We start from the raw sequence: 20,455 nt of genomic DNA on the forward strand, positions 1-20,455 counted from the left end.
GGAGGGGACCATGACCCTGCAGACCGCCGATACCGTTGTTACCGAAGAACCGCGCTTTGCGACCCGCATGTTCCGCATGCTGCTTGCCGACAAATTCGCGCTTTGCGCCGCGATCTTCCTGCTTTTCGTTCTCATCATCGCAATCATCGGGCCGACCTGGCTCGGCGATCTCGCGACCAAACAGAACCTTAGAGGCCGCAACGCCGTGCCTTTCGACTGGGAGCGCGGCTGGGTCTGGTGGATGGGGGCCGATGCCCTCGGGCGGCCGCTGCTTGCCCGCATCATCGTTGCCACCCAGAACACGCTGATGGTGGCCGCCGGTGCCGTCGCGCTTTCAGCAACCGTCGGCACCTTCCTCGGCCTTGTCGCCGGCTTTTCCTCGCCGCGCGTCAATCAGATCATCATGCGGCTTGCGGACGTGATCATGTCCTTTCCGTCGCTGCTGATCGCGGTCATCGTTCTCTATATTCTCGGCTCGTCGATCCTGAACCTCATGCTGGTGCTGGCGATCACACGCATCCCGGTTTACCTGCGAACCACACGCGCCGAAGTGCTGGAAATCCGTGAACGCATGTTCGTGCAGGCCGCGCGCGTGATGGGCGCATCAAGCAAGCGCATCCTGTTCCGCCACATTCTGCCTGTCGTGCTGCCGACGCTGACGACGCTTGCGACGCTCGACTTCGCCTATGTGATGCTGGCCGAAAGCGCGCTTTCGTTCCTCGGTATCGGCATCCAGCCGCCGGAAATCACCTGGGGCCTGATGATCTCGCAGGGACGTCAGTACCTCACCAACGCATGGTGGCTTTCGTTCTGGCCCGGCCTTGCGATCATCCTTACCACCATGTCGCTAAACCTCTTGTCGAACTGGCTGCGCATCGCGCTCGACCCAGTGCAGCGCTGGCGTCTTGAAATGAAAGGTCGCAAGAATGGCTGACCATCTCCTGGAAGTTCGCGACCTGTCGGTCGAATTCCACACCGCAGTCGGCGTCGTGAAAGCGGTCCGCAATATCTCCTACCATCTCGACCGTGGCGAGACGCTCGCAATCCTTGGCGAGAGCGGATCCGGCAAGTCGGTCTCCTCCTCGGCGATCATGAACCTGATCGACATGCCGCCGGGACGCATCAGCTCGGGCGAGATCCTGCTCGACGGCGTCGACCTGCTGACAATGCCGGCGCAGGAAAGGCGAAAGGTCAACGGGCGCCGTATCGCCATGATCTTCCAGGACCCGCTGAGCCATCTCAACCCGGTCTATACCGTGGGCTGGCAGATCCGCGAGGCGCTCACCACCCACGGGACCGACGCCGCGAAAGCCGCTTCCGAGGCGTTGCGGCTGTTGACCCGGGTCGGCATCCCCGACCCGGAGCGCTCGCTCGACAAATATCCGCACGAATTCTCCGGCGGCCAGCGCCAGCGCGTCATGATTGCGATGGCATTGGCACTCAGGCCAGATCTCCTGATCGCCGATGAGCCGACGACGGCGCTCGACGTCACCGTGCAGGCCGAAGTGCTCGCGCTGCTTGAGGAATTGCAGCGAGAGACCGGCATGGCGGTCCTCATCATCACCCACGACCTCGGCGTGGTCGCGGAGATCGCCGATCGCGTGGTGGTGATGGAAAAAGGCGTCCTGGTCGAAGCCGGCACGGTGCGCGAGGTCTACAAGAACCCGCAGCATCCCTATACCAAGAAGCTGATTGCCGCCGCCCCAGGCAAGGGCGAGATGCATGTGCCAGCCGCTCGCGCCGAACCCGTTCTTTCAGTTCGCGACGTGCGCAAACGCTATGGCTCCTTCGAGGCGCTGAAGGGCCTGTCCTTTGACCTCATGCCCGGCGAGACCATGGCCGTCGTCGGCGAGAGCGGGTCAGGCAAGTCGACGCTGGCGCGCATCCTGCTTCGCCTCGACGAACCGGATAGTGGCAGCGCCTTGTGGAAGGGCCGCGACCTCTTCACGATGTCGCCCACGGAACTCTACAAGCTGCGCCGCGACCTGCAGATGGTCTTCCAGGACCCGACGCAGTCGCTCAATCCGCGTATGACCGTTTACCAGCTCATTTCCGAGGCCTGGGTCATTCATTCGGATATCTTGCCCAAGGCGAAATGGCGCGAGCGGGTGGCTGATCTTCTTGTGCAGGTCGGTCTCGGCCCGGAGCACATGGGCCGCTACCCACATCAGTTTTCCGGCGGCCAGCGCCAACGCATCGCAATTGCCCGCGCACTCGCACTCGAGCCGCAGCTGATCATCTGCGACGAGGCGGTCTCGGCGCTTGACGTTTCGGTGCAGGCGCAGGTGATCGCGCTGCTCGACCGGCTGCGCAAGGAAATGGGTATCGCCTTTATCTTCATCGCCCACGATCTGCCGGTGGTGCGCGACTTTGCCGACCACGTCATGGTCATGCAGAAGGGCAACATCGTCGAGCTTGGCACGGTGCGCGAGGTGTTCGACGCGCCGCAGCAAGACTATACGCGTGCGCTGCTTGCAGCCGGCCTCGACCCCGATCCCGACGTCCAGGCCGCTCATCGCGCCGCCCGTCTTCAGCGCGCGTCCTGAGGCGCCGTCCATTGAGAGGAAAATCCGCATGACCAAGCAAGCCTTCGTCGCCCTCGTGACCTGCTTCAACGACGACGAGACCATTAACTACCAGGCGACGCGCGCCCAGGTCCGCCGACAGGTCGCAGCCGGCAACAACATCATGTGCGCCGGAACCAACGGTGACTTCACCGCGCTGACATACGAGGAAAAGGTGCGCCTCACGGAGGAGGTGGTTGATGAGGTCGGCGGCCGCGTCAAGGTGATCGTCAATGCCGGCATGCCTGCCACCTTCGAGACAGTAAAACTCGCCCGAGAATTCGACCGGATCGGCGTCGACGGGATCGCAGTGATCACGCCGTTCTTCATTGCCTGCACCCAGGATGGCCTTGTCCGTCATTTCTCGACCGTCGCCGATGCCGTGAAGACGCCAGTCTACCTCTATGACATACCCGCCCGCACGCAGAACCATATCGAGCCCGACACGGCGCGCGCCCTTGCCGGCCACGGCAACATTGCCGGCATCAAGGATTCCGGCGGCGCGAAAGAAACTTTGGAAGCCTATCTGCAGATTGCCAACGAGGTCGATGGTTTCGAAGTCTACTCCGGCCCCGATCATCTCGTGCTCTGGGCACTGCAGAATGGTGCGGCTGGCTGCATCTCGGGCCTCGGCAACGCCATGCCGGATGTGCTTGCAGGTATCTTGAAGGCCTTCAATGCCGGCGACATTGTCGAAGCGCAGAAGCAGCAGGCAACCTTTGCTGCCTTTCGGACCGACCTCTATGCACTCGGCTTTGCCCCGGCGATGGTCAAGCGCGCCCTCTACCTGCAGGATGCATCTGTCGGCGCAAGCCGACAGCCAGCACTTCTGCCAAACAAGGCACAGGACGAACAGATCGCTGAAATCCTTGAACGCTACCGCCTTCTCTAGCGGCTCTAAGACACGCAGGCGAATTTGGCCGGCACCGACCACTCAGGTCGCCAGCCCGATCAAGGCCGCCACTTGGCGATATCGGGCGATGACGTCGGGTGTGAAGTGGAAGGCGTCGAGGAAATTGTCCGTACGGTAATCCGGGTTCTGCAGCCGGATGCGGGCCGCGTAGCTGCGAGCCTCACTGAGGCGTCCGGCGAGCGCAAGACAATGGGCTGCGATCGCGAGGATGTGCACATGCGCGTTCGGACGGGCTGCCGCCTTGATCGCCCAGTCTGCAGCCTCCTCGAAGGCGTCCAGCCGGATGAGGGCAATCGCGCGGGTGCCGAGCATGCCGAACAGCAGCGGGTCGTAGGGGCTCAAAAGCCGCGAGTAATCAGATGCGGTGATCGCCGCTGCGGGGTCGCCGGACTGCGCGTGCACGAAGGAGAGCGCATAGTGCCCGAGGGCGAAATTGGGGCTGAGAAGGACCGAGTGCTCCAGTGCGCGCACCGCCTGGTCGTGGTCTCCGGTCAGCCAGAGGGCACGCCCCATCGACCAGTGCGCGGCGGGGTTCTGATCGTCAACCAAGAGGCTCTGCCCGGCGGCCTTGAGCGCGTCCCGGGTCTCGCCGTCGCGGTCGCCCCAGCGCTGGAAGGCCCTTTGCCAGTGCGTGAAGGACAGCCCTGCATGGGCGCGTGAGAAGGTTGGATCGAGGCGTGTCGAAAGGCGGAAGAACTCGGCGGCGCGCTCGTTTTCCTCGGCGGTGAAGCGAAACATGTGCCAGAGGCCGCGATGATAGGCCTCCCAGGCGTCGAGCGAATCCGGAGGCTTCAGGATCGCGCGGTTGCGCTCTTCGTTCTCGATTTCAGCGGCGATCGACGACACGATGCTGTTGCTGATCTCGTCGACGACGGCAAAGTGCTCGGCCGCGCGCGCCTCGAATCGCTCAGTCCAGACGATATGGGCGGTGGCCGCCTCTGCGACCTCCACGTTCACGGCGATCCCGAGTTCGTGCTGTTCCAGGAAGCCGGTGGCGACATAGTCGACGCCGAGCCGGCGGCCGATTTCCGGCAGTTCGAGCCCTTCGCCAGCGATGGCAAAAACAGAGCCTCGGGCAATAACGAAGAGACTGCGCAGGCGCGCCAGCTTGCTGATGACGTCATGCGCGACCGCGCTGCCGAGATCGTTCCGGCCCGCCCCGCCCGCGACAAGTTCGCGGAACGGCATGACGGCAATCGAGGCGCGGCGCGCGACCGTCACGTGGATGGGCTCGGAAGGTCTGCCAACACCGTCAGAAACGACGACGACCGCCGGTTGTCGGGACAGGGGCCTGAGGCGTTCCCATGCTTCTCGGATCGGCGCGAAGTCCTCGCCCTCATCGGCAAAGAGGCGCGCTGCCGCATCGAGATGCCGGTTGCAGGCGTCGCCCATCCGCCTGCGGGACAGTTCCGCCAGGAAGCGGAGATTTGCGTCTGCGTCGAGCGGCGCGAGGTCGAGCCATTGCCGGGCTGCCGGCAAGCCGTCCTCACCGCCGACGGGTGTTTTCTTGCCGATTTCTGCCGCGATCTCCAGCGCGTATAGGCGAAACTCGCTCCGCACCGATGTCAGCCAGTGCTCGAAGGCAGGGCTGTTGTCGATCTCGACCCCTTCGAGCAGATCGCCTCCGCATCGTCCAGCAATCGGCCGCAACGCCTCCAGATCGAGGTTTCCGATACCGCGCCGCCTTGCTTCCTGGATGTGGCGTGCGTCGATGTCACAGTCTTCGAGATCGAGTGAAATCCGGTCGTTAGCCGTGATCACGCGCTTGCGGCCATCCGTGTCCATGAGCAAGCGGATTTTGCTCAGGCTCCAGCGCAATTCACCGCGCGGATCGCTCGGCACTTGCCAGAGCAGATGGCAGAGCCGTTCCCGAGGAACCGAACCTGGCGTCAGGGCCAGATAAGCGAGCAGCGCGCGCACCTTGCGCGACGGCGGTAACGGCACGGCCACCCCGCGGCGCATGAGTTTCATCGGCCCGAGCAGCCGCAGTTCCAGCTCCTTTGCCGAAAAAACCACGTCCGGGCCATCCGTTTCCATGCGCACTCCCACGCCGGCTCCCACGCCAGCACTTTAGCATCCCTCGCCGAACCTAGCATCCGGAAGAGTGAGAGGACCCATGCCAAACAATTCTGGACTGAGAACCACGAGCGGCCGCGGGCGGCTTTTCGACAGCGTGCTGGAGACGATCGGCGACACGCCGGCGATCCGCGTCAACAATCTCGGCGTCGGCAACGCGACCATCTATGTCAAGGCGGAGTTCTTCAATCCGGCTTCGTCGGTGAAGGACAGGCTGGCGATTGCGATCATCGAGGAGGCCGAGCGCACAGGCAAGCTGAAGCCCGGACAGACCGTAGTCGAGGCCACCAGCGGTAACACCGGCATCGGACTGGCGATGGTCTGTGCGCAAAAAGGCTATCCGCTGGTTGTCACCATGGCCGATAGCTTCTCCGTCGAGCGCCGCCGGCTGATGCGCATGCTGGGCGCCAAGGTCGTTCTGACGCCGCGCGCCGAGAAGGGCCTCGGCATGTACCGCAAGGCGATCGAACTCGCAGAGAAGAACGGATGGTTCCTCGCCCGGCAGTTCGAGACCACAGCCAACGCCGCGATCCACGAGGCGACGACCGGCCGGGAAATCGTCAACGACTTTGCCGGCTCCCGTCTTGATTACTTCGTCACAGGCTACGGCACCGGCGGCACGGTGGTTGGCGTCTCCCGGGTTTTGCGGCGTGAGCGTCCGGAGACGAAGATCGTGCTTGCCGAGCCCGCCAACGCGCAGTTGCTCGGCAGCGGTCATGCGCAACAGCGCGGAACGGGCGGTGCGCCGGCCGCCAGCCATCCCGCCTTCGAGCCGCATCCGATCCAGGGCTGGACACCGGACTTCATACCCGACGTCCTGCAGGAGGCGATTGACAACCGCTACTATGACGAACTCGTCCCCATTGCCGGTCCGAAGGCGATGGAATGGGCCAAGGCGCTCGCACAGAAAGAGGGCATCTTCACTGGCGTTTCGGGCGGCGCGACCTTCGGCGTTGCGCGCCAGATCGCGGAGCACGCGCCGGCCGGCTCGGTGATCCTGTGCATGCTGCCTGATACAGGGGAGCGCTATCTGTCGACGCCGCTGTTCGAAACGATCCCGGCGGACATGGATGACGAGGAGATGGAGCTGTCGCGATCCACGCCCGGCTTCCAGCTCGCCGCCGAATAGGGAGAGGAACGATGGGAGCGCGATCACCGAGGCAAAGCGTGGGAGCCTTCACGCAACCGGAACTCCTGGCTACGCTCGAGACCCTCGACCCACCCGATTGGTCGTCCGTCTCGGCGCTCGCCCACCGGATCATCGACGATGCCGTCGGCCATCTCGGCCGCGTGCGCGAGCGTCCGGTCTGGCAACCGCTGCCGGAGGAGATCGAAGCGCTGTACCAGGCGCCGGTCCCGGATCGGCCGACGCCCCTCGAGGACGTGTACCGACAGGTCAAGGACACGGTGCTCGCCTATCCAATGGGCAACATCCATCCACGGTTCTGGTCCTGGTACATGGGCTCCGGCAACTTCACCGGGGCGCTCGGCGATTTTCTCGCAGCGATCCAGGGTTCCAATCTCGGGGGCGGACGCCATGCCGCTGCCCTCGTCGACCAGCAGGTCGTCGGATGGCTGCGAGATATGATCGGCTTTCCCAAGGCAGCGAGCGGCACGCTGGTCAGTGGCGGTTCGGTGGCCAACCTCGTCGGGCTGACGGTTGCCCGCAACGCCATGGCGGGCATCGATCTGCGCGAAGAGGGCGTTGCGGCCCTCACGGAACCCATGCGCTTCTACGCCTCGGATCAGGTTCATTCCTGCCATCGCAAGGCGGTCGAGACGCTCGGCCTCGGCAACAAGGCACTCAGACGGATCCCGACCGATTCCCGTTACCGCATCGACCTTGAGGCGCTTCGCGCGGCGATCGCCGAGGATCGCGCGCGGGGCTTCAGGCCTGCCTGCGTCATTGGTACTGCCGGTACGGTCAATTCCGGTGCAGTAGACGATCTCACCGCCTTGGCCGGGATCGCCGCGGAGGAGAACCTGTGGTTCCACGTAGACGGGTGTATCGGAGCGCTGCTTTCGATCGCGCCCGAGAACGCCTGGCGCGTCAAGGGCATCGAGCGGGCGGATTCCGTCGCGCTCGACCCGCACAAATGGCTGCATGCCCCCTTTGAGGTCGGTTGCGCGCTTGTGCGGGATCGGGCGAGGCACCGGGAAACCTTTGCGGTGTCGCCGGAGTTTCTGCAGGGCATGCCGCGTGGCATCGCCTCCGGTCAGTGGCTGCACGAATTCGGCTTTCAGACCAGTCGCGGCTTCGTGGCGCTGAAGGTCTGGATGGCGCTGATGGAGCACGGCATCGCCAAGTTCGGCCGGCTGATCGACCAGAACGTCGCGCAGGCCGCCTTCCTCGCCGATCTCGTCCGTTGGAATCCGCCTCTGGAACTCATCGTTGAACCGGAGATCAACATCGTCTGCTTCCGCTATGCGCCCGAAGGTCTAAATGAGGAGCGACTGAAGAAGACCAACCTCGAGATCATGCTGCGCCTGCAGGAAACCGGCGTGGCGGCGCTTTCCGACACGACGATCCGGGGCAAGCATTGCCTGCGCGCGGCGATCTGCAATCATCGCACCCGCCCGGACGACCTGAACCTTTTAATCTCGGAGGTCCTGCGGATTGGCAGGGAGATTGCGCAGCCGTGAGCCTGGTCGTTTTTGCGCATGAACACAGTCACTGACTGCGTAGGGTTTGCCTCGACCCTAAGGTTTCGTCGCGCGAATGGCGTAGCGATGCTGCGACTGTCGCGCCAAGCCCTTGAAAAGGTTCCAATTCGCGGCCTGGGTGCGATGGATTTCGCGAAGGTCCCTGTCGATCGTAATCTCGGTAAAGCCGGCTTCGCGCAACAGCGCGACGACGGCCTCGGCGCGGGCGCCTTGTGCGAAATGCACGCGGGAGAGGATGCTGCGGTGCGTCGCCGTCATCTGCGGCGAACCGGTTGGCGTCTCAGCCTTGAACAGGCCGAGGCGCTGTCCCCATGTGCTGAGCTTGGAGAACAGCCGCTCGAGCGCGGTTGTATTGACGAAGTCGCCATCGACGATCAGCAACATGCCGCCGGGCTTCAGGACCCGTAGCCATTCGCCAAAGGCTGCGGCCGGGTCCACGAGCGTCCAGACCAGATGCCGGTTGACGATTACATCGTAGTGGTTGTCGGGCTCCATGGTATTTTCGGCGTCGCCGAGGGCGAAGCGGATCGCTCGCCCGCGCTTGCGCGCCTTATCCCTGGCGCGTTCGAGCATCGGCTCGGCCCAGTCGAGGCCCTGCACCTTGAAGTCGAGTTCATCGAGAAGATGCGAGATGACGCCGGTGCCGCTCGCAAGATCGAGCGCGGCACGCCCTGCGCCCGGCCCAAGGTGACGGAGAAACAGTTGATGCCAGGCCGCGCGTTCTTCCTCCGAGAAGATCTCGTGGCCCGGGGACAGATCGAAGGTAGCCGCGCGGTCCGACCAGTAGGCCTTGATTTCATCGCGCAGGTTGTAGTTCTGCCGCTCCGTCACGTCGCTCATGTCGATACCGCTCGTTCCTGTTTGGAGGCGTTCTAAAAGATAAATGTTGACTAATAAAGTCATGAAACATTAGATCGCCTGAATTTTCCAGCGGAGCTAAAACAATGCGGTTTTTCAACAGGGTGGCTGCGGCCGCCGCAAGCCTTTGCGTGCTTTTTTCTACGGCAGCCTTCGCTGATGTCGTGACGTTGAAGGATGTCACGGGCCGCGATGTCGAGGTCAACGTACCCGTCGAGCACGTGATTCTCGGCGAAGGGCGGCAGATCTATTTCCTCGGCGCGCTCGACCGCGACGAGCCGTTCAAGCGCGTCGTCGGCTGGCGCGATGATCTGGCAAAGGCAGACCCTGAAAGCTATACCGCCTATCTCGCAAAGTACCCTGGCATTGCCAAGCTGCCGACCTTCGGCGGCATGAAGGATGGCACCTTCGACATCGAGCAGGCGGTTGCCTTGAAACCCGATGTCGTTCTGATGAACGTCGACGCCAAGACGGCGACGGAGGAGGCTGGCTACATCGAGAAGCTTGCCAAGGTCGGTATCCCGCTCGTCTACGTCGATTTCCGCGAGAAGCCGATGGAAAACACCGAGCCGAGCATGCGCGTGATGGGCAAGCTTTTGGGAAAGGAAGAGAAGGCCGAGGAGTTCATCAAGTTTCGCGCCGAGAGCATCGCCAAGGTGACAAACGTTTTGGCGAAGGCCAATCCGAAGAAGCCGCTCGTTTTTGTCGAACGCGCCGGTGGTTACTCCGACGATTGCTGCATGTCTTTCGGTAACGAGAACTTCGGCAAGATGGTCGAGTTCGCCGGCGGCGTAAACATGGCAAAGGACATCATTCCCGGCACCTTCGGCGTGGTCAATCCGGAGCAGATCATCGCTGCCAATCCCGATCAGATCATCATCACCGGCGGCAACTGGCAGGGTTATGTGCCGGGTGGTGCCTGGGTTGGCGTCGGCTATGGCGCCGATGAGAAGGAAGCGGCCCGCAAGCTCGAAAACCTGACCAAGCGCCCGGCTTTCACCGGCGTTGAAGCCGTGAAAGACGGCCAGGTTCACGCCATCTGGCACCAGTTCTACAACAATCCCTACCAGTTCGTGGCCATCCAGCAGATCGCCAAGTGGCTGCACCCGGATCTCTTCGCGGACCTCGACCCGGAGGCGACGTTCAAGGAGTTGCATGAGCGCTTCCTGCCGCTTCCCTACAAGAGCGGCTACTTCGTCTCGCTGACGTCAGCCAAGTAAGCGGTTCGACAGCTGGAGGAGGGGAGGACTCCGGCGTCGCAACTAAAAAGGAATGAGAATGTCGATCTTCGGGAAAATCGCGTCGGCGATGGTCGCAGCCTTGGTATTGGCGGCTTTGCCCGCCAGTGCGGCTGAAATCGTCGACGTCACCGGCCGTCGGGTCGAAATTGCGCTTCCGGCCAAGCGCGTCCTGTTGGGCGAGGCGCGGCAGATCCACGTGGCCGCAGCGCTGAAAGGCGAGCATGTCTTCGACACGATCGTCGGTTGGCGCGATGATCTTTTGAAGAAGGATCCGGACTCCTACGCTGCCTATGTGGAGCGCTTCCCCGAAATCGAGAAACTGCCGCGGTTCGGCTATATCCCTTCGGGCGATTTTAGCCTCGAGGTAGCGATTGCGCTCAAGCCTGACGTTCTGACGCTCAATCTCGAAGCGCAGCAGGCGGTCGAAGAATCGGGCTTCATCGAAAAGGCCGCTGCCGCCGGCATTGCCGTCGTCTATCTCGATTTCCGCGTGGATCCTGCCGCCAATAGCGAAAAATCGGTCGAAATCCTCGGCCAGCTCTTCGGTGCCGAAGCGAAGGCCCGCGAATTCATCGACTATCGCAATGCTCAAATCGCGCTGGTGACGGACCGCCTCAAGAAGGCGGGGGAAATTGTGCGGCCGAAAGTCTTCATCGAGCGCTCTCCCGGCATCACCGGCGACGTTGTCTGCTGCCGCACCTTCGGTCCGGCCAACTTCGGCAAAATGGTGGAAGAGGCCGGCGGCCACAATATCGGTTCTGACGTCATCAAGGGGACCTTCGGCGACCTCAATCCTGAGCAGCTGATCGTCAGCGATCCGGATCATGTCATTATCACCGGCAGTAACTGGTCGGCGGAATCCGATCTCAACCAGTTCGTTAGCGTCGGACGCGGCGCCGATGCGGCGGCGGCAGAAGATCGCCTGCGCGGCCTTATGCAGCGCCCGGGCTTTCCCGGCCTGAAGGCGGTGAAGGAGGGCAATGTGCATGCCGTCTGGCATCAGTTCTACGGCGCCCCTTACGAGTTCATTCCGATCCAGCAGTTTGCCAAGTGGTTCCATCCGGAGCTCTTTGCCGACATAGACCCTGACCGGACTTTCCGCGAGTTCCATGAGAAGTTTCTGCCGGTGACCTACCGCGCGGGTTACTTCGCCTCGCTTCCAAAGAGTGGTGAATGATGGTTGCCATGACCGAACAAGTATCCGGCGTTGAAGGGCGAGGGCGCTACCGCTCTCTCGTTTTGCGCCGCTTGGTGTTGATCTTCTGCCTCATCGTCGCGCTCTTTGCGTCGGTTGCAGTCGACATGGCTCTCGGGCCTGCGAACTATCCGCTCGCGGATGTGCTGACCGCGCTCTTTCGACCGGAAACTGTAAGCGACCAGCTCCGGGTGGTGATCTGGGACATTCGCATGCCGATCGCCCTGATGGCCGTGACGGTGGGTGCCTCATTGTCGGTCGCAGGCGCGCAGATGCAGACGATCCTTGCCAATCCACTGGCAAGTCCATTCACGCTCGGCATTTCCGCCGCTGCCGGCTTCGGTGCGGCCCTCGGTCTCGTTGCCGGCGTGGCGGTTTTTCCCGTCGCCGTCCAATACATGGTGCCAATCAACGCCTTCCTTATGGCGATGTTGGCGGCGCTCTTCATCCATTTCGCCTCCACCATGCGCGGCGTTACGGTCGAAACAATCGTTCTGCTCGGCATTGCGCTCGTCTTCACCTTCAATGCCGCGCTGTCTTTGCTCGAATATCTCGCCTCCGAACAGGCGCTGGCCGCCGTCGTCTTCTGGACGATGGGCAGTCTCACCAAGGCAACCTGGCCAAAGGTCTGGATCACCGGCGCCGTGCTGCTGTTCGCCTTGCCGCTGTTTGCACGGCACGCCTGGGCGCTGACCGCGCTTCGGCTTGGTGACGATAAGGCTGCGAGCTTCGGTATCAATGTTCGAAGGCTCCGGCTCGAAGCAATGATGACGGTCAGCCTGCTTGCGGCGATCCCGGTCTCTTTCGTTGGCACGATCGGCTTTGTTGGTCTCGTCGCTCCGCACATCGCACGCATGCTGGTCGGCGAGGATCAGCGCTTCTTCCTGCCAGCTTCTGTGCTGTGCGGCGCGCTCCTTCTTTCGGTCACTTCGGTCGTCAGCAAGATGATTATTCCGGGTGCCGTCCTGCCGATTGGAGTCATCACCGCGCTCGTTGGCGTGCCCTTCTTCTTCGTGCTGATTTTCACCAACAGGAGGCGCGCATGGTAAGCCTGTCGCTGGAAAAGGTCGGCGCGAATTATGGCCGGCGCACGGTGCTCTTAGATGTCAACACCGGTGTCTTGCGCGGCGGTGGCCTGACGGCGGTGATTGGTCCTAATGCGGCCGGCAAGTCGACGCTGTTCAAGCGCATAGCAAACCTGACCTCCGGTCCCGGCACTGTCCACCTGTCCGATACGGCCAAGGGATCCGAAGGCATCTGCTACATGCCGCAGGATACCGGCGCCAATGCCGTGCTGACCGTCTACGAGTCGGTGCTGTTGTCGGCCAAGCAAGGCTCAGGCTGGAAGGTGAAGGACGCCGAACTCGCCGAGATCGACCGAGTGCTGGGCGAACTCCGGATCGCCGATCTCGCCTTTCGTGGCCTTGGTGAGCTCTCAGGCGGCCAGCGCCAGCTCGTCTCCATCGCGCAAGCTCTCGTGCGTAAGCCCGAAGTGCTGTTGATGGACGAACCGACCTCGGCGCTCGATCTCTTTCGCCAGATCGAGGTCCTTGGCTTCATGAAGCGTTTGTCGGCGCAGTCGGGTATGGCGGTGTTGATCGCGCTGCACGACCTGAACCATGCGCTGCGCTATTGCAACGACACGATCGTCATCAGTGGCGGGTCGGTGCTGGCGAGCGGCCCCACCCACGACGTCATCACCGCGGATATGCTGCGCTCGGTTTATCGCGTCGAGGCGCGGGTGGAGGCCTGCTCCCTGGGGCGACCGGTCGTCATTGTCGACGAATCCCTTTGAGGACGTGGACGCGCGGGTCGCTCACGTTCGAGCTCGTCACCCCTTTAAATCTGAGCAGCAACGAAAGCCGCAACTAGAACGTCCTCCCAAGGGGCCGCACGGCGCGGCACGCGGCGAGACCGCGTCGCCGTGCCGTGCCGAGGGCATTGAAATAAAAACCTCCGAAGGAGGGCTTGCAGCAGCGGCCCCGTAGCGTGTCGACGCCAGGCGCCGGATTGTCAGTCGCGGCTCGGCACGATCGTTTCATGAAACGCGCGCAGGTCGGGACCCCTCTCTGGTGAAGCGTCGCTTCACATACGCAATCGGCGGCCCCCTGGAGCCGATGCAGCACCCTCTTCGTGGGGCCGTCGCCGTCCCCTTTTTGTTGGCCATCGGTGCCCGAGCGGCCCGTCGGCTGAGTGCTTGGCCGATAAAAACGATTAGTGAAAACTAAAAAGCGACAAGAATGGACGGATTCGCGGCAAAGCGTACTGGACAGTACTCTCAAGGTTTGCTTGTTCTGCTGTCGCATTGTTGAGGGACAAGGCATTGCCTAGTCGGCAGGAGAGGACAGACAAGCATGGCGATTAAAATTGGCGCGCCGCGGGAGGTAACCGCAAGCGAGGCGCGCGTGGCGCTGACACCTGACAGCGCGGTGCAACTTGCGAAACTTGGCTATAGCAGCATCATTGAGACGGGCGCGGGCGTTGCGGCCGGTTTCTCCGATGATGCCTATCGGGCCGTGGGCGTCGAGGTGGCCCCGTCGGCAGAGGCGCTGTGGGCTTCGGCAGATGTGGTCGCCAAGGTACGGCCGCCTGCGCCGAGCGAGGTCGCTTATCTGTCTGCGGACAAGACGCTGATCTCGTTCTTCTATCCGGGCCAGAATGCCGAACTTCTGGGGCTCGCCAGGGAAAAGGGCGCCAACGTCATCGCCATGGACATGGTCCCGCGCATTTCGCGCGCCCAGAAGATGGATGCGCTGTCGTCGATGGCCAATATCGCCGGCTATCGCGCGGTGATCGAGGCGGGCAACAATTTCGGTCGCTTCTTCACCGGCCAGGTGACGGCCGCCGGCAAGGTGCCGCCGGCCAAGGTCCTGGTGATCGGTGCGGGCGTCGCCGGTCTTGCGGCGATCGGGGTCGCCACCTCGCTTGGCGCTCAGACCTATGCCTTTGACGTGCGGCCGGAAGTTGCCGAACAGATCGAGAGCATGGGAGCCGAGTTCGTCTATCTCGATTTTGCCGATGGTGAGGGGGGCGCTCAACAGGATGGCGCTGCCACCGGCGGTTATGCGGCTCCCTCTTCGCCGGAGTTCCGCGAGAAGCAGCTTGCCAAGTTCCGCGAGCTTGCGCCTCAGATCGATATCGTCATCACCACGGCGCTGATCCCAGGCCGTGATGCACCGAAACTCTGGCTTGCCGACATGGTCGCCGCGATGAAGCCGGGATCGGTGGTGGTCGATCTTGCGGCCGAGCGTGGCGGCAACTGCGACCTGACCGTTGCCGATCAGCGGATCGTCTCCGACAACGGCGTCGTCATCATCGGCTATACCGATTTCCCGAGCCGCATGGCCGCGCAGGCATCCACGCTCTATGCCACCAATATCCGCCATATGCTGACCGACCTGACGCCGGGCAAGGATGGCAAGCTCGTCCACAACATGGAGGACGACGTCATCCGTGGCGCGACCGTCACCTTCCAGGGTGCGATCACCTATCCGCCGCCACCGCCGAAGATCGCCGCGATCGCGGCGCAGAAACCAAAGGAGAAGGTGAAGGAGCCGACGCCGGAGGAAAAGCGTGCGACCGAGACCGCAGCCTTCAAGGCCCAGACGAAGAGCCAGCTGACGCTTCTCGCCGTCGGCACGGCGCTGCTGCTTTTGGTCGGCGCCTTTGCTCCGCCTGCCTTCATGAGCCACTTCGTCGTCTTCGTGCTCGCCTGCTTCGTCGGCTTCCAGGTCATCTGGAACGTTTCGCATTCGCTGCACACCCCGCTCATGGCCGTCACCAACGCGGTTTCCGGCATCGTCATTCTCGGCGCGCTGCTGCAGATCGGGTCTGGCAACTGGCTGGTGGTGCTGCTTGCGGCGCTGTCGGTGCTGATCGCCACGATCAACATCGTCGGCGGCTTCCTCGTCACGCGGCGCATGCTCGCCATGTTCCAGAAATCCTGATCGGGCAGGGGTAAACATTATGATGATCGGTATCGTATCGGCCGCCTATATTGCGGCAGCCGTCCTCTTCATCCTCTCGCTCGGCGGGCTTTCGGGCCAGGAAAGCGCCAAGCGCGCCGTCTGGTACGGCATGACGGGCATGGCGCTTGCCATTGTCGCCACGGTCTTCGGACCTGATGTCGGCAACTGGTTCATCATCGCGCTGATGATCGCGGGCGGCGCCCTGCTCGGCCACTTCGTCGCCTCCCGCGTCCAGATGACCGAGATGCCGCAACTCGTTGCAGCACTCCATTCCTTCGTCGGTCTTGCCGCAGTCTTCATCGGCTTCAACGCCCATATCGAAGCGGCTGATGTCGCCGGCCTCGATGCGGCGGCCCGCTCTGCATTGACCGGCTTTGCCGCGATCCTTGCCCACAAGGAACCGGTGGAACTGTCGATCATGAAGGTCGAGGTCTTCCTCGGTGTCTTCATCGGCGCCGTCACCTTCACCGGCTCCGTCATCGCCTTCGGCAAGCTTGCCGGCAAGGTCGACGGCAAGGCCAAGAAGCTGCCGGGCGGTCACCTGCTCAATGCCGGTGCGGCCCTTCTTTCGCTCGTGCTGCTGGTGCTCTACGTGAATGGTGCCGGCACCTGGACGCTGCTTGTCATGACGCTCGCCGCTTTCTTCATCGGCTATCACCTGATCATGGGCATCGGCGGCGCCGACATGCCGGTGGTGGTGTCGATGCTGAACAGCTATTCCGGCTGGGCGGCCGCGGCCATCGGCTTCACGCTCGGCAACGACCTGTTGATCGTCACCGGCGCGCTGGTCGGCTCATCGGGTGCGATCCTCTCCTACATCATGTGCAAGGCGATGAACCGCTCGTTCCTGTCGGTCATCCTCGGCGGCTTCGGGGCAACCACGGGGCCGGCCATGGAAATCACCGGCGAGCAGATCGCCATTGATGCCGATGGCGTGGCCGCAGCCCTTAACGACGCCGACAGCGTCATCATCGTGCCGGGCTACGGCATGGCGGTGGCGCAGGCGCAGCAATCGGTCTCCGAGCTCACCCGCAAGCTGCGGGCGGCCGGCAAGAACGTGCGCTTTGCCATTCATCCGGTCGCCGGCCGTTTGCCGGGCCACATGAACGTGCTTTTGGCCGAAGCGAAGGTTCCCTACGACATCGTGCTCGAGATGGACGAGATCAACGAAGACTTCCACGAAACCGATGTCGTCATCGTCATCGGCTCGAACGACATCGTCAATCCGGCCGCCCAGGAGGATCCGAACTCACCGATCGCCGGCATGCCGGTGCTCGAAGTCTGGAAGGCCAAACAGGTGTTCGTCTCCAAGCGTGGCCAGGGAACCGGTTACTCCGGCATTGAGAACCCGCTGTTCTACAAGGACAACACCCGCATGTTCTACGGCGACGCCAAGAAGAGCATCGACCAGCTGCTGCCCGCGCTGGCGTGATGACGCCCTGAAAAGAGAATTCATCGCTCCGCACATAGGGGCGGTGAGTTCAACTCCGTTGATGAGCGACCGATGCGTCCGATGGCGTCGCCCTAGGCGCCGAGTAGGTCGGGTTTGACGACCATCAGCGCTATTATCAGAGCAAAAAGCGAGATCGATGCCAGGCGGCCGCCCAAAGCGCGCTTGTTTCTAAGAAGCGTTCGGACTTCCAATTTGTCGATCGTGCCTTCAAGGGCTGGATGCACCTGTGCCTCCCATGGCCGCACGACCCTGCTTTCGACAATCATCAAGGCGGCGATCAGGGGGAATGATATCAGTAGCCAGGGTGTCGATAGCGGCCACCCACCCAAAACGATGAGGCCAATGCCTCCGGCAATCCCTATGCCGGTGAGCAGGCCTGCAATCCTGTTTGCGGTCAGGGCCAACTTTGCAGCCCCGATTTGCCCTCGCCGGGCAGAAATGAAAAGGAGCTCCCTTGCTGCAAACAGCAGAAATGCCGTGCCCATGGCCGCGGCATGAATCATCACGACGTGTGCGTACATCTCTTGTTACCTTGGTATGGAGCTTCGAGAAGCGGTCGTTCGACCGCTCGTGCTGCATTTGATTTCGACACGAGGTCGGCTGTCGGACTGGCCGCGTGCAGCCCTAATTGTGAGCGATCACTCGCAAAAATCTACTCGCGTTCGAGAAGCTGTCTCTGCGAGCGCTCCCGGTTCATATTCCCCCGGTAGTTCGCGCAGTTGGACGCCGGCGTTCACGGAGCGACATCAAGTCGCCAAGACCCAGCTCGCATCTTGGATGTCTGCTACCTGAAGGACGTTACTTCAGGTAGCGCGTGATCAGCGTCGTCACTTCGTTGATGAAGGCGTCGACGTTCCCATCGTTTAGCTTCTCTGGACTGTCGACCACCGCGCCGTGCGTCAGCGCCTCCGTGCAGCTGACGCAAATGTAAGCGGCCAGATCCAGATCCATCGGCCGCAGTTCTGCCTTGTGCAATTCGAGATAAGCCCTGATCAACCCGTAGAACTCTCTGTCAAAACCGTCGATCGTACCGATCCGCCCTGCACGTGGCGTTTCCTCGACCAACACCCGATGAAGGTCCGGGTTCACACGATGAGCATCGATCATCGTCTTGACCAGTTCGCGCACGGCACTGTCGAGCGGCAGCGTCGCCACTTTGGCCAGCGTACCCCGCAAGACATCCACCATCTCGCTCTTGTGGCGTTCGATGACGGCAACGACGAGCGCTTCCTTGCCCGGAAAATACTGATAGAGAGAGCCGATGCTGACGCCGGCCTCTTCGGCAATCCGGTTTGTGTTGGCGCGTTCAAATCCATCTTTGATCAATGCACGCGCAGTCGCTTCGACCAAGGCCTCGATCATCGCTCGCGAGCGTTGCTGCGAAGCGACCTTTCGTGGCGTCAGGAGAGCTTTCTTGTCCATTCGGCTTTGATCCGGTCGCGGCGGCCCACTTTCAGTTGGCGATCGATAGCGACTGACGCGGCGTTTCCATTGGTGAAAACCCGAAGCGCTTCTTGTAACAGGTGGCAAAGTATTGGCTCGATGAGAAGCCGCAATCAAACGCGATGTTGGTGACCGATTGTGCGCCGCTTTCAAGAAGCAGCCGTGCGGCGTTGAGTCGGAGCGTCTGGAGGTAGCGGACAGGCGTCATGTTGGTCAGCACCTGGCAATGCTGCGAAAATTGCGTGCGGGAAAGATTGCACTCCGCCGCCATGTTCTCGAGCGTCCAGTCCTCGTCGAGCGCATGACGCAGCCGCTTCAGGAAGATCTCGACCGTGCGCTTCGAGCTTGCAAGAGCAAGATCGAGAACCGGTGCCTGGCTTTCCAGCATCTGGCGGAATTGCAGCAGCATCATCGAAATCAAGAGGCGCAGGTGCGCCTCTCCACCGTCGATATCGCCGCCTGCCACCACCTCGTGGATGTCGAGGAAGGTGCGGGTAACTTCGCGGGAGGCGTTGTAGGAAATCTGTTCGTTCTTCGACAGAAGTTCGCTCAGGCGCTTTCGGTCGCGCTCGGGCCAGCCGATCCAGTCGGGCCACAGCCAGGTTTCGTGTGGTCGGCGCACGCCCATATCCATGAGCACCCAGATTATGTGGCTGGCACCGACATTGGGATCGCCGAGCGCGTGCAACTGCCAGGGCCGCACGACGAACATCTGGCCTTCATTGATCGTCGTCCTGCGGCCATCCATGGTGATCGTCAATGAGCCGCGCGCCAGATAGGCGATCTTGACCCCCTCGTTGCAATGTTCGCGCAGGCCCCAGTCCTGCGGGGTCGTCGCATCCCATCCGCCGACGGAACAGACCTGCGGCAGCGCCGCGCCGAGGTCGATGCCGGGATAGCCGCGTCGCGTCCAGGCGTTGAGCGACACCTGGCCGGCAAGCGAGGCCTTCATCAGGTCCTGGCAATTGCCGGCATAGAGCAGGGCGCCCGGCTCGCGGAAGACAGCGGGCCGATTGACCGCCCGTTCGTTACTGCTCTTCGTCATCCCGCTCCCCCGCTGATGTTTAAAATTTACCAGTCGTCTATTTCGAACGCAGGCAGCGATTTATTGCGCAATGCTTGGACATCATCAAGCTCCATTTTGGAGACGCTGATGATTTGCCATTGAAACTCAATGGCATGGGGGAAATTGGGAGGATTTTGCCGGTGCGGATAGGCTTCCACACGGACGCGTTCAACTCGGCCTACTGGTCGTTTGAAAAATGCCTGGAATGGGCAAGCGACAACGATTTGCACTTCATCGAGTGTGGTCTGATCGACGGCGTGAGCTGGATCCACGGACTGGGCTATCAACCGCATGTCGCGCTCTACGAGGACCCGGTCCTCTTGCGTCGCAAGATGGAGCGTTACGGCGTGCGCTTTTCCCAGGTCGATGCGGCCTATCCGCTGTCTGGTGAGGACGGACCGCTCAGAGGTGTGCCCTATGTGCTGAAGTCGATTGCCTGGGCCGCGCAGGCCGGCAGTCCCTGCGTCGACACGACCGACGGGCTCCACATGCCGCCCGGACTTACCGAAGAAGACTCGATGGCGCTGATGAAGCGCAGCTACGAAAAGATCGTCGAAGTCGCTGAAGCGCACGAGATCGTCGTCAACATCGAGCCTCATGGTCATTTCACGACGCGTCCGGAATTCATGGAGCGCATGCTCGCCTTCGCAGACAGCAAGTGGCTGCGCATGAACATGGACACCGGCAACACCTTCATCGCCGGCCAGGAACCGCCGCAGTTTCTGTCGCGGTTCATCGACAGGGTGTCTCATGTCCATCTTAAGGACGTGTCACCGTCGCTGGCAGCGGCTGCCCGTGGCGGACAGACCGGGATCGCGGTCAGCCATTGTGCGCTCGGCGATGGCGTCAATGCCGAGAATATCAAGACCTGTCTCGCCATGCTTCGCGACCACGGCTACGACGGCGTACTCAGCCTCGAATGCGAAGGCGCCGCCGGCCCGATGATCGAAACGTCACTGGCCTGGATCCGCGCGACGTGTCGCGATCTCGGCATTTCGCTGAAGTGAGCGCGTC

The 20,455-nt window shown here is 62.2% G+C and carries 17 protein-coding genes; 12 read left to right on the forward strand and 5 right to left on the reverse strand.

Annotated features, from left to right (window positions below; all coding sequences use genetic code 11):
• Positions 1-10 precede the first annotated feature (10 nt).
• From ASE71_RS28675 to ASE71_RS28685, 3 genes are read left to right on the forward strand one after another with little or no spacing between them, the layout of a single operon-like run.
• The gene (locus ASE71_RS28675) at positions 11-934 is read left to right on the forward strand and encodes an ABC transporter permease (protein ID WP_034796145.1); all 924 of its coding nucleotides are present in this window, start codon (positions 11-13) and stop codon (positions 932-934) included.
• Positions 927-2,546, forward strand: coding sequence for an ABC transporter ATP-binding protein (locus ASE71_RS28680; RefSeq protein WP_060518061.1), 1,620 nt, complete (start codon positions 927-929; stop codon positions 2,544-2,546). Before ASE71_RS28675 ends, ASE71_RS28680 begins: the two co-directional genes overlap by 8 nt.
• A gap of 28 nt (positions 2,547-2,574) precedes the next feature.
• Entirely contained in the window at positions 2,575-3,456 is an 882-nt protein-coding gene (locus ASE71_RS28685) for a dihydrodipicolinate synthase family protein (protein WP_060518059.1), read from the forward strand.
• Between the two features lie 42 nt (positions 3,457-3,498).
• On the opposite strand, the gene ASE71_RS28690 is transcribed toward ASE71_RS28685, so the two are convergent.
• A complete protein-coding gene (locus ASE71_RS28690; protein ID WP_060518057.1) occupies positions 3,499-5,514 on the reverse strand; it encodes a transcriptional regulator in 2,016 nt (671 codons plus the stop codon).
• A gap of 79 nt (positions 5,515-5,593) precedes the next feature.
• Here ASE71_RS28690 and ASE71_RS28695 point away from each other — a divergent pair, with 79 nt between their 5' ends.
• Together ASE71_RS28695 and ASE71_RS28700 are read left to right on the forward strand one after the other, a co-directional pair.
• Positions 5,594-6,682 carry a PLP-dependent cysteine synthase family protein gene (locus tag ASE71_RS28695; RefSeq protein ID WP_060518054.1) on the forward strand — a complete coding sequence of 363 codons (1,089 nt, stop codon included), beginning with the start codon at positions 5,594-5,596 and terminating at the stop codon, positions 6,680-6,682.
• Between the two features lie 11 nt (positions 6,683-6,693).
• Positions 6,694-8,196 (forward strand): pyridoxal phosphate-dependent decarboxylase family protein, encoded by a 1,503-nt coding sequence (locus tag ASE71_RS28700; protein ID WP_060518052.1) that lies wholly within the window; start codon positions 6,694-6,696, stop codon positions 8,194-8,196.
• Between the two features lie 57 nt (positions 8,197-8,253).
• Here ASE71_RS28700 and ASE71_RS28705 read toward each other — a convergent pair whose 3' ends face one another.
• Positions 8,254-9,057, reverse strand: a complete 804-nt coding sequence (locus ASE71_RS28705) for a class I SAM-dependent methyltransferase (RefSeq protein ID WP_034796179.1) — start codon at positions 9,055-9,057, stop codon at positions 8,254-8,256.
• Positions 9,058-9,161: 104 nt separating this feature from the next.
• On the opposite strand from ASE71_RS28705, the gene ASE71_RS28710 reads away from it, so the two are divergent.
• The 6 genes from ASE71_RS28710 to ASE71_RS28735 all read left to right on the forward strand — a co-directional run bounded on the left by ASE71_RS28710 (position 9,162) and on the right by ASE71_RS28735 (position 16,911).
• Complete coding sequence (locus ASE71_RS28710; RefSeq protein WP_060518050.1) at positions 9,162-10,295, forward strand: ABC transporter substrate-binding protein; 1,134 nt, start codon at positions 9,162-9,164, stop codon at positions 10,293-10,295.
• A 58-nt stretch (positions 10,296-10,353) separates the two neighbouring features.
• Positions 10,354-11,493: an ABC transporter substrate-binding protein gene (locus ASE71_RS28715; RefSeq protein ID WP_113544737.1), complete on the forward strand. Its 1,140-nt coding sequence runs from the start codon at positions 10,354-10,356 to the stop codon at positions 11,491-11,493.
• Positions 11,493-12,560, forward strand: coding sequence for a FecCD family ABC transporter permease (locus ASE71_RS28720; RefSeq protein WP_226020927.1), 1,068 nt, complete (start codon positions 11,493-11,495; stop codon positions 12,558-12,560). The genes ASE71_RS28715 and ASE71_RS28720 overlap by 1 nt, the downstream gene beginning before the upstream one ends.
• Positions 12,554-13,306: an ABC transporter ATP-binding protein gene (locus tag ASE71_RS28725; RefSeq protein WP_060518046.1), complete on the forward strand. Its 753-nt coding sequence runs from the start codon at positions 12,554-12,556 to the stop codon at positions 13,304-13,306. The genes ASE71_RS28720 and ASE71_RS28725 overlap by 7 nt, the downstream gene beginning before the upstream one ends.
• A 565-nt stretch (positions 13,307-13,871) precedes the next feature.
• The gene (locus ASE71_RS28730; RefSeq protein WP_060518098.1) at positions 13,872-15,458 is read left to right on the forward strand and encodes a Re/Si-specific NAD(P)(+) transhydrogenase subunit alpha; all 1,587 of its coding nucleotides are present in this window, start codon (positions 13,872-13,874) and stop codon (positions 15,456-15,458) included.
• A gap of 19 nt (positions 15,459-15,477) precedes the next feature.
• Positions 15,478-16,911, forward strand: coding sequence for an NAD(P)(+) transhydrogenase (Re/Si-specific) subunit beta (locus ASE71_RS28735; protein ID WP_034796222.1), 1,434 nt, complete (start codon positions 15,478-15,480; stop codon positions 16,909-16,911).
• A 92-nt stretch (positions 16,912-17,003) separates the two neighbouring features.
• Here ASE71_RS28735 and ASE71_RS28740 read toward each other — a convergent pair whose 3' ends face one another.
• The 3 genes from ASE71_RS28740 to ASE71_RS28750 all read right to left on the reverse strand — a co-directional run bounded on the left by ASE71_RS28740 (position 17,004) and on the right by ASE71_RS28750 (position 19,420).
• Positions 17,004-17,453 carry a DUF2269 family protein gene (locus tag ASE71_RS28740; protein WP_060518044.1) on the reverse strand — a complete coding sequence of 150 codons (450 nt, stop codon included), beginning with the start codon at positions 17,451-17,453 and terminating at the stop codon, positions 17,004-17,006.
• A gap of 277 nt (positions 17,454-17,730) precedes the next feature.
• Positions 17,731-18,354: a TetR/AcrR family transcriptional regulator gene (locus tag ASE71_RS28745; RefSeq protein ID WP_060518042.1), complete on the reverse strand. Its 624-nt coding sequence runs from the start codon at positions 18,352-18,354 to the stop codon at positions 17,731-17,733.
• Between the two features lie 31 nt (positions 18,355-18,385).
• Entirely contained in the window at positions 18,386-19,420 is a 1,035-nt protein-coding gene (locus ASE71_RS28750; RefSeq protein ID WP_060518040.1) for an AraC family transcriptional regulator, read from the reverse strand.
• A gap of 161 nt (positions 19,421-19,581) precedes the next feature.
• Between ASE71_RS28750 and ASE71_RS28755 the strand changes: the two genes are divergently transcribed.
• On the forward strand, positions 19,582-20,448 hold the full coding sequence (locus ASE71_RS28755; protein ID WP_060518038.1) for a sugar phosphate isomerase/epimerase family protein: 867 nt from the start codon (positions 19,582-19,584) through the stop codon (positions 20,446-20,448).
• The last annotated feature ends 7 nt before the right edge of the window (positions 20,449-20,455 follow it).

The organism is Ensifer sp. Root954 (assembly GCF_001429005.1).
Taxonomy (GTDB): domain Bacteria; phylum Pseudomonadota; class Alphaproteobacteria; order Rhizobiales; family Rhizobiaceae; genus Ensifer; species Ensifer adhaerens.

Coding starts and splice junctions, on each gene's coding strand:
- ASE71_RS28675 (WP_034796145.1), top strand. CDS start 11: ATGACCCTGCAGACCGCCGATACCGTTGTTACCGAAGAACCGCGCTTT.
- ASE71_RS28680 (WP_060518061.1), top strand. CDS start 927: ATGGCTGACCATCTCCTGGAAGTTCGCGACCTGTCGGTCGAATTCCAC.
- ASE71_RS28685 (WP_060518059.1), top strand. CDS start 2,575: ATGACCAAGCAAGCCTTCGTCGCCCTCGTGACCTGCTTCAACGACGAC.
- ASE71_RS28690 (WP_060518057.1), bottom strand. CDS start 5,514: ATGGAAACGGATGGCCCGGACGTGGTTTTTTCGGCAAAGGAGCTGGAA.
- ASE71_RS28695 (WP_060518054.1), top strand. CDS start 5,594: ATGCCAAACAATTCTGGACTGAGAACCACGAGCGGCCGCGGGCGGCTT.
- ASE71_RS28700 (WP_060518052.1), top strand. CDS start 6,694: ATGGGAGCGCGATCACCGAGGCAAAGCGTGGGAGCCTTCACGCAACCG.
- ASE71_RS28705 (WP_034796179.1), bottom strand. CDS start 9,057: ATGAGCGACGTGACGGAGCGGCAGAACTACAACCTGCGCGATGAAATC.
- ASE71_RS28710 (WP_060518050.1), top strand. CDS start 9,162: ATGCGGTTTTTCAACAGGGTGGCTGCGGCCGCCGCAAGCCTTTGCGTG.
- ASE71_RS28715 (WP_113544737.1), top strand. CDS start 10,354: ATGTCGATCTTCGGGAAAATCGCGTCGGCGATGGTCGCAGCCTTGGTA.
- ASE71_RS28720 (WP_226020927.1), top strand. CDS start 11,493: ATGGTTGCCATGACCGAACAAGTATCCGGCGTTGAAGGGCGAGGGCGC.
- ASE71_RS28725 (WP_060518046.1), top strand. CDS start 12,554: ATGGTAAGCCTGTCGCTGGAAAAGGTCGGCGCGAATTATGGCCGGCGC.
- ASE71_RS28735 (WP_034796222.1), top strand. CDS start 15,478: ATGATGATCGGTATCGTATCGGCCGCCTATATTGCGGCAGCCGTCCTC.
- ASE71_RS28740 (WP_060518044.1), bottom strand. CDS start 17,453: ATGTACGCACACGTCGTGATGATTCATGCCGCGGCCATGGGCACGGCA.
- ASE71_RS28745 (WP_060518042.1), bottom strand. CDS start 18,354: ATGGACAAGAAAGCTCTCCTGACGCCACGAAAGGTCGCTTCGCAGCAA.
- ASE71_RS28750 (WP_060518040.1), bottom strand. CDS start 19,420: ATGACGAAGAGCAGTAACGAACGGGCGGTCAATCGGCCCGCTGTCTTC.